Raw genomic sequence first — 12,708 nt, 5'->3', positions numbered from 1 at the left:
GGCGGGAACAGGAGGCGGCGTGAACGGAGTCCCGCCGTGGTGCGGCGGCAAGGGTGCTCCCCCGCGCCATATGTCCAACTCGCCCTGGAATCAGGTGGATGCGGGGCGTTGTTGTCAACCTCCTTACGGGGAAGGTGAATCCTGCCACCGGGATACACGGGCGTCGCGGTGGGGCGATAGGGTTAACTTGCCCTGGGCCGGGTGCCCTCGTACGGGTGGGGAGTGACATGGAACAGATAACGGTGCGCAGCAGGGCGCGTGTCCCTGCGATCACGTGTGGGAGCAGTGCGACCAGCACGCGCCTCGACCGCCATCTCTCGGTGCTGGGCGGCCCCGCCGTCCCGCAGCGCGAGTCGCACGAGGCGACGCTGCTGATGCGTGAGCTGACTTCACGTGACGCCGCGCACGCCCGTGGCGGCAGGGGTGCACGAGTGAGGCACGTCTCGCTCTTCGCGCCACTGCGCAGGCTGCGGCGCTCGCTTTTCGGCGGACGCTGAAGCACGGGTGGTCCCCGGGACTGAGCCGCCGCTCCGCGGCGGATCTTTCCCACCCACCCGTTCCCCCTCGTCCCTCCCTTGCCTCACCCGCATCACACCCGTACCCCCCGTCACACCCCGCACCCCCAGAACGTCCCGCCGCCCCGCGCGCACCGGTTGACGAAACATCACGCCCCCGCTCTCACCCGCGCGCGTACCGCCGCACGGCCGCCGGCACGCACAGGGCCAGCAGAAGCAGACACCACGCGATCGAGCCCGCCGCTGGGTGGGCGACCGGCCAGGCGGCGCCCGTCGGGACGGGAGCGTTGCCGAAGAGGTCGCGTATCGCCGTCGCCACCGCGCTGATCGGATTCCACTCGGCGACCGTCCGCAGCCAGCCGGGCAGCCCGTCCGTCGGGATGTAGGCGTTCGACAGCAGCGGCAGGATGAACGTCGCGCCGCCCAACTGCCCCGCCGCCTCCTCGCTCCGCGACACCAGGCCGAGCAGGATGCCGATCCACGTCGCCGTGAACCGGAAGAGCAGCAGCAGCCCGAACGCGCCGACCGCGGCGGGCGCGCCGCCGTCGATCCGCCACCCCATCGCCAGCCCCACGAGCATCAGCGGCACAAGACCCACCGCCGTGGTGACCAGATCGGCCGCGGCCTGCCCGAGCGGTACGGCAGCACGGCTCACCGGCAGCGTCCGCAGCCGGTCCATCACTCCTCGGTGGGAATCCTGGGCGGCGGTGAACATCCCGGTCATGATGCCGTTGGCGGCGGTCGCGACGAGCATGCCCGGCACCAGATAGGCGCGGTAGTCCGAGCCCGGCATCGCGAGGGCGCTGCCGAAGACGTAGCCGAAGAAGAGCAGGAAGACGATGGGCATCGTCTGGGTCATGACCAGGATGGCGGGGGCGTGCCGCACGCGCCGCAGATGCCGGCCGAGCATGGCGGTGCCGTCGTAGAGGATGGCGCTCATGAAGGGACCTCCGAGGTCGGGGGAGAGGGGAGGGTGGGCGCCCGGCTCACGGGACCAGGCGCAGGAAGACGTCGTCGAGCGTCGGGGCCCGCAGGCTCACGTCCACGAGCGGGACCCCCGCGGCGTCCAGCTCCCGGACCAGGCGGGGCAGAGTGAGGGCCGGGTCGGGAGAGACCACGCCCACGGTCCGCCGCTCCGCGTCGAGGACCGGTTCGGCGCCGGTCAGCTGGTCGAGCACCACGGCGGCCGCGGGCACGGCCGCGTCCTCGGCGACGACGACCTCCGCGTAACTCCCCATCCGCGCCTTCAGCTCCGCGGGTGTGCCGCGGTGCGCCGCGCGCCCGCCGTCGATCAGCACCACCTCGTCGGCGAGCTGATCGGCCTCCTCCAGGTACTGCGTGGTCAGGAGCACCGTCGTGCCCTCGCCCGCCAGCTCGCGCACGGCCTCCCAGATGCCGTTCCTGCTGTGCGGGTCGAGCCCCGTGGTCGGCTCGTCGAGGAAGAGCACGGCCGGCGGCACGATGAGACTCGCCGCGAGGTCGAGGCGGCGCCGCATGCCGCCGGAGTACGTCCGCGCGGGCCGCTCCGCCGCCTCGGTGAGCCCGAACCGCTCCAGGAGTTCGTCGGCGTGCGCGCGGGGCGCCCTCAGCAGCCGGGCGAAGAGCCGCAGGTTCTCGCGGCCTGTCAGGTCGCCGTCGACCGAGGCGTACTGCCCGGTGACCCCGATGCGGCGGCGCACGGCCGCCGGGTCCCGCACCACGTCGTGACCCGCGACCCGCACGGTCCCCGCGTCCGGCGCGAGGAGCGTGGTCAGCACCCGGACTGCCGTCGTCTTCCCCGCGCCGTTGGGGCCGAGCAGTCCGCACACGCTCCCTTCGGCGACGGCGAGGTCAAGGCCGCGCAGCGCGTGGACGGCCGAGCCGCCGGAGCCGAAGCGCTTCGTCAGACCTTCACTAAGTACAGCGTACGTAGATGGCATGGTGTCACCGTACCTCACTACGTACGCTGTACGTAACTACTATGGGAGCGAGGTGATGATCCATGGCGGGCCGAGCGGCCGAACCGGAAGTGATCTGGGCGCGCCCCGAGCGTGCGGGCCGTGGCCCGAGGCCCGCGTACAGCAGGGCGGACATCGCGGCGGCGGCGGTCCGCATCGCCGACGCGGACGGCATCGACGCGGTATCCATGCGGCGCGTGGCGGGCGAGCTGGGCTGCGGCACGATGTCGCTGTACAACTACGTGCCGCGGAAGGAAGACCTCTACGAACTGATGGTCGACGCTGTCAGCGGTGAGTACGAGCTGTCCGAGGCGGCCGTCGGCGGTGACTGGTACGCGGGGATGCTGGGCCTGGGTCGCCAGACCCGGGACATCCTGCGCCGCCACCCATGGCTGACACGGGTGATGTCGACGGGCCACGCCTTCAGCCCCAACGCCTTGCGCTACCTGGAGCACTGCCTGGGCGTCCTTGACGGCCTCGCCGCGCCCCAGGGCACGAAGATGGAGCTCATCGCGATGGTCAACGGCACGGCGATGACCGCGGTCGCCCACGAGATCGCCATGGCCGAACGCGCCAGGGGGCTGCCGTGGTCCGAGGAGCAGGAGCAGCGGGTCCGCTCCGCCTATCTGCACGGCCAGTTGGCCGACGGCGCGTATCCGCGGCTGGCGAGGGTGATGGCGGAGGGCCCGGCGCCGGGCGATCCGGACGAGAGCTACGAACGCGCGCTGCGCCGACTGCTCGACTCGTTCCGCCGAGAGCCCGCGCCGTGACACGGGCGCCGGCTCTGACGCTCAGAGCAGGGCGAACTGCCCGTCGGGTCCCTCTTCGCGGTGGTCGAGGACGGAGGCGGGGCGACGTGCGGCGTCCGGCACGGGCAGGACGCCCGCCCGGCCGAGATCGCCCGCGGTGATCCGAGGAGCCTCCGTCGACGCCAACTCCCGCTGCTCGGGCCTCAGTTCCGCGAGCAGGGCCAGGACCGTGATCAGTTCGAGCAGCTCCGACGTCCAGGCCTGCGGCCACGTCCGGGGGCGGATGGCCGCAAGCGACCCCGGCTGCGCGTCCGCGTCGGCCGTGCGCGCGCCGAACCAGTGCTCGATCACCCGCACCCCGCTCACCTCGAACTCCCACGCCTCCTTCGGCACCGGTGAGATGACGCCCTCGTCGCCGATCTGCAGGACCCGCTCATCGGCGTCGTACGACAGTGAGCAGGGGCGCGCGGGCAGGGGCGCGCGGACATAGGGCCTGCGCCCGCCGGGCAGCTTCGGGCGCTCACCGTCGCCCCGCAGATGCAGCCGCAGCATCCGCTCGCCCAGGTCGGCGCCGCGCGCCCAGACTCCGGGGTCGGAGGTGAGCGGCACCCGGCAGCCCGCCGCCGAAGCCGTCCCCGTGGCGAGGGCGAAGGCGAGCAGCGACCGCGCGGTGACCTCGTGGCCGAGGAGCTGCGACAGATGCCCGGCGAGCCCCGGCGCCAGGTTGGGCTCGACGGCCCCCGGGCGGCGGAAGAGCGGCCGGATGCGGCCGGGGCGTCCGGCGGGGGAGCGCCCGTCCGGCAGCACGGCCGAGGCGAGGACGGCGGGCCCCGCGGCGCCGGGCACGTAACCCTGTTCGACGGCGAAGAGCTGGCCCTCGCCCGCGACCCGCCACAGTTCGGGGCGGGCCACGTCCAGGAGGCGGTGGTCGGGGATCAGCCACTGCTCGTCGAAGGGGCCGTGCAGGACGCGCACCGGCTCGGGGCAGGGGCCCGACTCCCTGGCCAGGCGGCCGGTGCCCCCGGCGTGGCCGGGGAGCTGGGCGACCGCGGTGTGCGGTGTGCGGGAGCGCGTGGGGCGGAACAGGGCCTCGCGGTCCTCGCCCGTCGCGCGGACCAGCGTGTCCCAACGGGCCCTCAGCGATGCGGCGTCCGGCGCCATCGGCCACCCGCGGCCCGGCCGGAGCGGTGCGACGGACCACGGCATGAGATCCGCGAGCAGCGGCGCTTCGTCGTGCGTCACGCCCGGCATCGTAACCCCCTGGGACTACGTCGCCTCCAGCGTGACCGAGAAGGAGAAGCGGTCGCCGCGGTAGTGGATGCGGGCCACGTCCAGGGCCCGTCCTTCCTCGTCGTAGGTGACGCCGGTGTAGTGCAGGATCGGGCTGAGCAGCGGCACTTGCAGGAGCCGGGCGGTCTCGGGATCGGCGAGCGTGGCCTCGACGGTGTCGGTGATCCGGCTGATCCTGACGCCCACCACGTCGCGCAGCACCTTCGTCATCGGCCAGCGCGCGAGGTCGTCGGGGTCGATGCGGGCGGCGAGCTCCGGGCGGACGAAATTGCGGGCGTGGTTGGTCGGCTCGCCCGTCTTCTCGTCGCTGCGCAGCCGGTGGTACGTGGCCACCTCGGCGGAGTCGGGGAAGTACGCCGCGAGTTCGGCGGCCGGCGGGGCCGAGCCGTGGTCGAGCAGCTCGGTGGTCATGCCCGACTGCTGGGCCACGATCGCGTCGACCGAGCCGAGCAGGCGGACGGGGGCGCCGCGCCGGGCGCTCGGCTCGATGAAGGTGCCGCGCCGCCGGTGGCGGGTGATGAGCCCCTCGTCCTCCAGCTCCTTGAGCGCCTGCCGCATGGTCAGCACGCTCACCCCGTAATGCCCCGCCAGCTGCTCCTCGGTGGGCAGCCGGAGCGGGGCGTCGGGGGTGCGGCCGAGTATCGAGGCGCGCAGGGACTGCGACACCTGGTACCAGAGCGGCAGCTTTCGGTTCAGGACGATCGAGTCCGGTGCGAAAGCAGTCACGGTCTCTCCGGGTCAGTTGCGGAAGTGGCGCTCCAGACCCTGCCACACGTCGTCGTACCCACGCTGCAGGTGGGACGCCTGAGCCGCCTGCTCCGTGGCCGTCACCGGCCACCGCGTCTCGAACATGAAGGCGAGGCCGTCGTCGATCTTCTGCGGCCTCAGCTCCGCCGCCGAGGCCTTCTCGAACGTCTCGCGGTCCGGGCCGTGCGCCGACATCATGTTGTGGAGCGAACCACCGCCGGGGACGAAGCCCCCTTCCCCGGCCGCCTTCGCGTCGTACGCGCCCTCGATCAGGCCCATGTACTCGCTCATCACGTTCCGGTGGAAGTACGGGGGCCGGAAGGTGTCCTCGCCCACCAGCCAGCGCGGCGCGAAGACGACGAAGTCGACGCCGGCGAGGCCGGGGGTGTCGGACGGCGAGGTGAGCACCGTGAAGATCGACGGGTCCGGGTGGTCATAGCTGATCGAGCCGATGACGTTGAAGCGGTGCAGGTCGTAGACGTACGGGACGTGGTTGCCGTGCCAGGCCACCACGTCGAGCGGCGAGTGGTCGTACGTCGCGTGCCAGAGGTTGCCGCAGAACTTGTTCACCACCTCCACCGGGCCCTCGACGTCCTCGTACGCGGCGACGGGCGCCCGGAAGTCGCGTGCGTTCGCCAGGCCGTTGGCGCCGATCGGGCCGAGGTCGGGGAGCTGGAAGGGGGCGCCGTAGTTCTCGCAGACGTACCCGCGGGCGCTCGCGTCGAGGAGTTCCACGCGGAAGCGGACGCCGCGCGGGATCAGCGCGACCTCGCCGGGCTCGGCGTGCAGCAGCCCGAACTCGGTGCGCAGGAGCAGGCCGCCGCGCTCGGGCACGATGAGCAGCTCGCCGTCCGCGTCGCTGAACACCCGGCCGGTCATCGAGGCGTTGGCGTGGTAGAGGTGGATGCCCATGCCGGTGCGCTGGGCCGCGTCGCCGTTGCCGCCCAGCGTCCACAGGCCCGCGAGGAAGTCCGTGCCGGGGGCCGGCTCGGGGAGCGGGTTCCAGCGCAGCCGGTTCGGGTCGGGCGCCGACTCGGTGAAGGGGGCGGTGCGGACGCCGCCGTTGTCCACGCGGGTGAAGCGCGGGTGCGCGGCCGAGGGGCGGATGCGGTACAGCCACGAGCGGCGGTTGTGCGCCCGCGGCTCGGTGAAGGCCGAGCCGCTGAGCTGTTCCGCGTAGAGCCCGAGGGGGGCGCGCTGGGGCGAGTTGCGGCCGTGCGGCAGGGCGCCGGGCACCGCCTCGGAGCTGTGTTCGTTGCCGAAGCCGGAGAGGTAGCCCAACCCCTCGGCGGTCTTGCGTGCCTCGCCTTCGCCGGCTCGGCCCGTGGTGCTCGTGCGGTCCCCGCTCATCATGGCTCCCTCTGCAATCATTCCTATGGGACACCGTAGGATTGGAGGTTTCCTTCCGCAAGGGGAAGCCAAGAACATGAGGGGTGCTCTACTCTCCCGGGATGCGCCAGCCGAAGCCGCCCAGGGAACCGAAGGCCCCGGCCTCGATGCGCCGCGTGCCCGTGCAGGAGCGCAGCGCCGAGCGGCTGGCCCGCATCCTCGACGCCTGCGCCGCCGTCCTCGACGAGGTCGGCTACGAGAACCTCACCACCCGGGCCGTCGCCCTCCGCGCCGGCGTGCCGATCGGCTCGGTCTACCGGTTCTTCGGCAACAAGCGCGCCCTCGCCGACGCCCTGGCCCACCGCAACCTCGACCGCTACGCCGAACGCGTCGCGGCCCGCATGGCCGACGTCGCCCGGGGCGACTGGCGCGGCGCGGTCGACGCCGCCTTCGACGAGTACCTCGCGATGATGCGCACCGTCCCCGGCTTCGGCCTCGTGGACTTCGGCATCCCCTCGGCGCCCGACGCCATGCCGGACGCCAACGAACAGGTCGCCGAACGGGTGGCGGCGCTGCTCGCGGACCACCTGGACCGGCCGCTGGAGGGCCGGCTGCGCAGGACCGTGGCGGTCGGCGTCGAGGCGGTCGACGCCGTGCTCCAGCTCGCCTTCCGGGGCCGCCCCGGCGGCGACCCGCACCTGGTCGAGGAGGCGCGGACCCTGCTGCACGCCTACTTCGCGCGGACGCTCGACTGACCGCCGCCGGTTGCGCCTCTCGTACGCGTACCTCGTTGACCAGGAGTTTTGCGCTTATTGCTCGCACGTCAACATCTTGTTAACGCTCGATTGCGGGTCCTAACGTCATCCGGACCGCCAGACCTGGTGGGAGTTCGATGGTGAACGTTAGGTAGCCCCCATGCTGACAATCCTCGGATTCGTCATGATCGCCACCTTCCTGGTGCTGATCATGATGAAGAAGATGTCGCCGATCGCGGCACTGGTGCTGATCCCCGCTCTCTTCTGCGTGTTCGTGGGGAAGGGAGCCCATCTCGGGGACTACGTCCTCGAAGGCGTCGGCAATCTGGCGCCCACGGCGGCCATGCTCATGTTCGCCATCGTGTACTTCGGCGTCATGATCGACGTCGGCCTCTTCGACCCGATCGTCCGGGGCATCCTGCGCTTCTGCAAGGCGGACCCGGTCCGCATCGTGGTCGGCACCGCCGTGCTCGCCGCGATCGTCTCCCTCGACGGCGACGGCTCGACCACCTTCATGATCACGGTCTCGGCGATGTACCCGCTCTACAAGCGCCTCAAGATGAGCCTCGTGGTCATGACCGGCGTCGCCGCCACCGCCAACGGCGTCATGAACACCCTGCCCTGGGGCGGCCCCACCGCCCGCGCCGCGACCGCCCTGAAGGTCGACGCCGCCGACATCTTCGTCCCGATGATCCCGGCGCTCGCCATGGGACTCGTCGCCGTCTTCCTGCTCTCCTACGCGCTCGGCCTGCGGGAGCGCAAGCGGCTCGGCACGCTCTCGCTCGACGAGGTCCTCCACAAGGAGACCGCCACGGCCGACGAGACGGTCCTCGTGGGCGCGGGCGGCGCCGGCGGCCGTACGCCGCTCACGAAGAAGACCACCGGAGGCGGCGGCGAGGCCCCGGGAGCGGACGCGGAGGACGCCGGCGAGGACGCGGCGGAGGACGGCTTCCAGGGCCTCGACCCGCACCGCGCCACCCTGCGCCCCAAGCTCTACTGGTTCAACGCGGGCCTCACCGTCCTGCTGCTCACCGCCATGATCATGGAGTGGCTGCCGATCCCGGTCCTCTTCCTGCTCGGCGCCGCGCTCGCCCTCACGGTCAACTTCCCGCACATGCCCGACCAGAAGGCCCGTATCGCCGCCCACGCGGAGAACGTCCTCAACGTCGCCGGCATGGTCTTCGCCGCCGCCGTCTTCACCGGCGTCCTCACCGGCACCGGCATGGTCGACAGCATGGCCACGTGGCTCGTCGACGCCATCCCCGAGGGCATGGGCCCGCAGATGGGCCTCGTGACCGGGCTCCTCTCCCTGCCGCTCACCTACTTCATGTCGAACGACGGCTTCTACTTCGGCGTCCTGCCGGTCCTCGCCGAGGCGGGCCAGGCGCACGGCGTCAGCACCCTGGAGATCGCCCGCGCCTCCATCGCCGGGCAGGCGCTGCACATGTCGAGCCCGCTGGTGCCCGCCGTCTACGTCCTGGTCGGGATGGCCAAGGTCGAGTTCGGCGACCACACGCGGTTCACCGTCAAATGGGCCGTCCTCACCTCGCTGGTGGTGCTCGGCTCCGGCATCCTCTTCGGCATCATCTGATGCCTGACGCCTCGGCCCGGCCCGGTGGCAGGGGCTGGCTGCTCCGTCTCGTCATCGCCTTCAGCTTCGCGCAGGGGGCGGTGTCGATGGCGCGGCCCGCCGTCTCCTACCGGGCCCTGTCCCTGGGCGCCGACGAGCGTGCCATCGGCGTCATCGCGGGCGTCTACGCCCTGCTCCCGCTCTTCGCGGCCGTCCCCCTCGGCCGCAGGACGGACCACGGGCGGTGCGCCCCCCTGCTGCCCGCCGGCGTCGTCCTGATCGCCGGCGGCTGCGCCCTGAGCGGCACGGCGGGCTCGCTCGCCGCGATGGCGGCGTGGAGCGGTGTGATGGGGCTCGGCCACCTCTGCTTCGTGATCGGCGCGCAGTCGCTCGTCGCCCGGCAGTCCGCGCCCGAGGAACAGGACCGCAACTTCGGCCACTTCACCATCGGCGCCTCGCTCGGCCAGCTGGCGGGCCCGCTCGCGGCGGGCGCCCTGATCGGCGCGGACATCGACCGTACGAGCGCCTTCGCGCTGTTCGTCTCGGCGGCGGTCGCCGCTCTCGCCCTGGGCTCGCTGTGGCGCATCGAGCACGTCCGCTCCGCGGGCCCCCGCCCCGAGCGGGCGGCGAAGGCGCCGGTCCTCGGCATCCTGCGCGCCCGTGGCGTGCCCGCGGGCATCTTCATCAGCCTGGCCGTGCTCTCCGCGACGGACATCCTCACGGCCTATCTGCCCGTGGTCGGCGAGGACCGCGGCATCGCGCCCGCCACGGTCGGCCTGCTGCTCTCGCTGCGGGCCGCGGCGACCATCGCCTGCCGGCTGGTGATGACCCCGCTGATCGGGCTGCTCGGCCGCACCGCGCTGATCGTCGTCACCTGCTCGCTCGCCGCGCTGCTCTGCGCGGGGGTCGCGCTGCCCGTGCCCGTGTGGGCGCTCGGCGTCATGCTCGTGCTGCTCGGCTTCTGCCTGGGTGTGGGCCAGCCTCTGTCGATGACGACGGTCGTCCAGGCGGCTCCGGACGAGGCCCGCTCCACCGCCCTCGCGCTCCGGCTGACCGGCAACCGGCTCGGGCAGGTCGCCGCACCCGCCTCCGCCGGCCTGATCGCCGGGGTGGCGGGCGTGGCGGCGCCGTTCGTGATGCTGGGCGGGCTGCTGCTCGTCGCGGCGGGCCTCGGCGCGCGCAGCCGCCCCGGGGGTTCCGGCAAGAGCGAGGGCCCCGGCGAGCGGGAAGACCCCGATGAGCGCGAGGAACCCGGTGAGCGGGATCGGCCCGTCCGGGCCGGCGACCCGGGGCCTACCGCTCCTCGCCCGTGAAGTCCCACACCGCACGCGCGCCGGGGCCGACGGTGAGGGTGGAGTTGCCGATCCGCTCCACGTGCCGCTGCTCGGCCGCCTTGTTGAGCGCGAACGTGAACCGCTTCAGGCCCGCCCGGTCGCGGGGCGCGGTGTCCAGCCGGATCGTGGTGCCGCCGCCGGCCGCGACGACGCCGCCCGCCACTTCCCGGACCCGGAAGCCGCCCGCCCGCAGCAGCGGCACGGTGTTGTCCAGGTCGCGCTCGGTGACCGCGAAGCGGACCGAGGTCACGTCGCGCATCAGGCGCTCGCGGTAGGTGTCGGGGAGGTAGCGCTCGCGGCCGACGTCCCCGGGGTGGGAGGCCGGCTCGGTCTTGCCGCGCGGGTCGGCGAAGTACTCCGGCCGGTACTCCATGGCCCAGGCCCCGAAGGCGTCGTACTGGTCGGTGGTGAAGATGAAGTCGAACCACGGCACGGGGACGCCGTCGCCGAAGTCCCGGGTCTGCACACCCTCGATCGGCTTCTCGATCCCCGCGTCCCGCAGCCGCTCCAGCACGGTCGCGAAGTCGCCGTCGCGCTCGGTGGAGACCGCGAGCCCGGCGCTGCCATGCTCCGTGCCGGGCAGGTCGCCGACCCCGAAGAGTTCGAGATAGGTCTCGCGGCCCTTGAGGTAGCGCCCGGTCCAGGTGCCCTGGGAGCCGGTCGTGGTGCGCACCTCGAAGTCGGCGAACTTCGGGAGGTAGTCGGAGTGTTCGATGGCGTCGGCGGTCTCGCGGTCGAGCACGCCGTACGAGTGGTTGTAGAACAGCAGCTGTCGGTCGGTCGGTGGCTTCTCCTCGGCCCGCGCCGTCCTCGTCCCGCCGTCGGGCACCCCGAGGAGCGTGGCCGCGAGGGCCGTGGCGAGGACCGCGGTCATCCGTAGCTTGCGTCGCAGCAGCAGCATGCGTATGAGCGTAGGACGCGGTGGAGCGCGGACGCCGCTGTTCCGTGAACCACACGCCGGGAGATGCCCCTGGTGCCCCAAAACTAACAGCGCTAGTTTGTACGCGGACGCCAGAGCCCGTGCCATGGCGCCGGATGCCCGGCCGGGGTGCCGGCACAGGCTCCCAACCTGGAGGTATGCGATGAAGGCCCACGACGGGATGTACATCGGCGGCGCCTGGCGCCCGGCCGCAGGCGCCGGCACGATCACGGTCGTCGACCCGGCGGACGAGCGGCCCGTCGGCCAGGTCCCCGCGGGCTCGGCCGAGGACGTCGACGCCGCCGTCCGCGCCGCCCGCGCCGCCCTGCCCGGCTGGGCCGCGACGCCGCCCGTCGAGCGCGCCGCGCTGATCGGGGCGCTCCGCGACCGGCTCGCCGCCCGCAAGGACGAGATCGCCGAGACCGTCACCGCAGAGCTGGGCTCCCCGCTGCCGTTCTCGCAGACCGTGCACGCGGGCGTGCCGGTCCTGGTCGCGGGATCGTACGCGGAGCTGGCCGCGACCCACCCCTTCGAGGAGAAGGTCGGCAACTCCACGGTCTACCTGGAGCCGGTCGGCGTGGTCGGCGCGATCACCCCCTGGAACTACCCCCTGCACCAGATCGTCAACAAGGTGGCCCCCGCGCTCGCGGCCGGCTGCACGGTGGTGCTCAAGCCCGCCGAGGACACCCCGCTCACCGCCCAGCTCTTCGCCGAGGCGGTGCACGAGGCGGACATCCCCGCGGGCGTCTTCAACCTCGTCACCGGCCTCGGCCCGGTCGCGGGGCAGGCGCTCGCCGAGCACGAGGGCGTCGACCTCGTCTCCTTCACCGGCTCCACGGCCGTCGGCAGGCGGATCGGCGCCGCGGCCGGGGCCGCGGTCAAGCGCGTCGCCCTGGAGCTCGGCGGCAAGTCCGCCAACGTCATCCTGCCGGGCGCCGACCTCGCCAAGGCGGTCAACGTCGGCGTCGCCAACGTCATGTCCAACTCCGGCCAGACGTGCAGCGCCTGGACCCGCATGCTGGTCCACACCGACTCCTACGACGAGGCGGTGGAGCTGGCCGCGGCCGCCGCCGCCAAGTACGGCCCCCGCATCGGCCCGCTCGTCAACGCGGTGCAGCAGGCCCGCGTCCGCGGCTACATCGAGAAGGGCGTCGAGGAGGGCGCCCGGATCGTGGCGGGCGGCCCCGAGGCGCCCAGGGAGCGCGGCTACTACGTGCAGCCCACGGTCTTCGCCGACGTCACCCCCGAGATGACCATCGCCCAGGAGGAGATCTTCGGCCCGGTGCTCTCCCTCATCCGCTACGAGGACGAGGAGGACGCCCTGCGCATCGCCAACGGCACGGTGTACGGCCTGGCGGGCGCGGTGTGGGCCGCCGACGACGCCGAGGCCGCCGCCTTCGCCCGGCGCATGGACACCGGGCAGGTCGACATCAACGGCGGCCGCTTCAACCCGCTCGCGCCCTTCGGCGGCTACAAGCAGTCCGGTGTCGGCCGCGAACTCGGCGCGCACGGCCTCGCGGAGTACCTCCAGACGAAGTCCCTGCAGTTCTGAGCCGTCCCGCC

At 72.8% G+C, this 12,708-nt stretch carries 12 protein-coding genes; 6 read left to right on the top strand and 6 right to left on the bottom strand.

Annotation, left to right across the window (positions count from 1 at the left end):
• The first annotated feature begins 227 nt into the window (after nt 1–227).
• Nucleotides 228–497, top strand: coding sequence for a hypothetical protein (locus DCW30_RS21275; protein ID WP_076686978.1), 270 nt, complete (start codon nt 228–230; stop codon nt 495–497).
• 181 nt (nt 498–678) lie between these two features.
• On the opposite strand, the gene DCW30_RS21270 is transcribed toward DCW30_RS21275, so the two are convergent.
• Both DCW30_RS21270 and DCW30_RS21265 read right to left on the bottom strand, forming a co-directional pair.
• Nucleotides 679–1,455, bottom strand: a complete 777-nt coding sequence (locus DCW30_RS21270) for an ABC transporter permease (RefSeq protein ID WP_076686979.1) — start codon at nt 1,453–1,455, stop codon at nt 679–681.
• A gap of 46 nt (nt 1,456–1,501) precedes the next feature.
• Nucleotides 1,502–2,434, bottom strand: coding sequence for an ATP-binding cassette domain-containing protein (locus tag DCW30_RS21265; protein ID WP_076686980.1), 933 nt, complete (start codon nt 2,432–2,434; stop codon nt 1,502–1,504).
• A gap of 62 nt (nt 2,435–2,496) precedes the next feature.
• Here DCW30_RS21265 and DCW30_RS21260 point away from each other — a divergent pair, with 62 nt between their 5' ends.
• Nucleotides 2,497–3,222, top strand: a complete 726-nt coding sequence (locus tag DCW30_RS21260; RefSeq protein ID WP_076686981.1) for a TetR/AcrR family transcriptional regulator — start codon at nt 2,497–2,499, stop codon at nt 3,220–3,222.
• Nucleotides 3,223–3,243: 21 nt separating this feature from the next.
• Here the strand turns inward: DCW30_RS21260 and DCW30_RS21255 are convergent, their stop codons facing one another.
• The 3 genes from DCW30_RS21255 to hmgA are packed head-to-tail and all read right to left on the bottom strand — an operon-like array spanning nt 3,244 to nt 6,588.
• On the bottom strand, nt 3,244–4,452 hold the full coding sequence (locus tag DCW30_RS21255; protein WP_076686982.1) for a type ISP restriction/modification enzyme: 1,209 nt from the start codon (nt 4,450–4,452) through the stop codon (nt 3,244–3,246).
• Between the two features lie 15 nt (nt 4,453–4,467).
• Nucleotides 4,468–5,217 carry a GntR family transcriptional regulator gene (locus tag DCW30_RS21250; protein WP_062772137.1) on the bottom strand — a complete coding sequence of 250 codons (750 nt, stop codon included), beginning with the start codon at nt 5,215–5,217 and terminating at the stop codon, nt 4,468–4,470.
• Between the two features lie 12 nt (nt 5,218–5,229).
• Nucleotides 5,230–6,588, bottom strand: coding sequence for a homogentisate 1,2-dioxygenase (gene hmgA, locus DCW30_RS21245; RefSeq protein WP_076686983.1), 1,359 nt, complete (start codon nt 6,586–6,588; stop codon nt 5,230–5,232).
• Between the two features lie 101 nt (nt 6,589–6,689).
• Between hmgA and DCW30_RS21240 the strand changes: the two genes are divergently transcribed.
• The 3 genes from DCW30_RS21240 to DCW30_RS21230 all read left to right on the top strand — a co-directional run bounded on the left by DCW30_RS21240 (nt 6,690) and on the right by DCW30_RS21230 (nt 10,205).
• Entirely contained in the window at nt 6,690–7,322 is a 633-nt protein-coding gene (locus tag DCW30_RS21240; protein WP_076686984.1) for a TetR/AcrR family transcriptional regulator, read from the top strand.
• A 160-nt stretch (nt 7,323–7,482) separates the two neighbouring features.
• Nucleotides 7,483–8,913: a CitMHS family transporter gene (locus tag DCW30_RS21235; protein WP_076686985.1), complete on the top strand. Its 1,431-nt coding sequence runs from the start codon at nt 7,483–7,485 to the stop codon at nt 8,911–8,913.
• Nucleotides 8,913–10,205 carry an MFS transporter gene (locus tag DCW30_RS21230; RefSeq protein WP_076686986.1) on the top strand — a complete coding sequence of 431 codons (1,293 nt, stop codon included), beginning with the start codon at nt 8,913–8,915 and terminating at the stop codon, nt 10,203–10,205. Before DCW30_RS21235 ends, DCW30_RS21230 begins: the two co-directional genes overlap by 1 nt.
• On the opposite strand, the gene DCW30_RS21225 is transcribed toward DCW30_RS21230, so the two are convergent.
• The gene (locus DCW30_RS21225; protein ID WP_198504953.1) at nt 10,186–11,100 is read right to left on the bottom strand and encodes a DUF5829 family protein; all 915 of its coding nucleotides are present in this window, start codon (nt 11,098–11,100) and stop codon (nt 10,186–10,188) included. The two genes, DCW30_RS21230 and DCW30_RS21225, sit on opposite strands and share 20 nt — an antisense overlap.
• Before the next feature lie 208 nt (nt 11,101–11,308).
• Here DCW30_RS21225 and DCW30_RS21220 point away from each other — a divergent pair, with 208 nt between their 5' ends.
• Nucleotides 11,309–12,697 (top strand): aldehyde dehydrogenase family protein, encoded by a 1,389-nt coding sequence (locus DCW30_RS21220; RefSeq protein ID WP_076686987.1) that lies wholly within the window; start codon nt 11,309–11,311, stop codon nt 12,695–12,697.
• The last annotated feature ends 11 nt before the right edge of the window (nt 12,698–12,708 follow it).

It is taken from the genome of Streptomyces alfalfae, assembly GCF_004127445.1.
Classification (GTDB): Bacteria; Actinomycetota; Actinomycetes; order Streptomycetales; family Streptomycetaceae; genus Streptomyces; species Streptomyces alfalfae.
The sequence above is the reverse complement of the archived record's forward strand: the minus strand, read 5'-3'. Positions and strand labels throughout refer to the sequence as shown.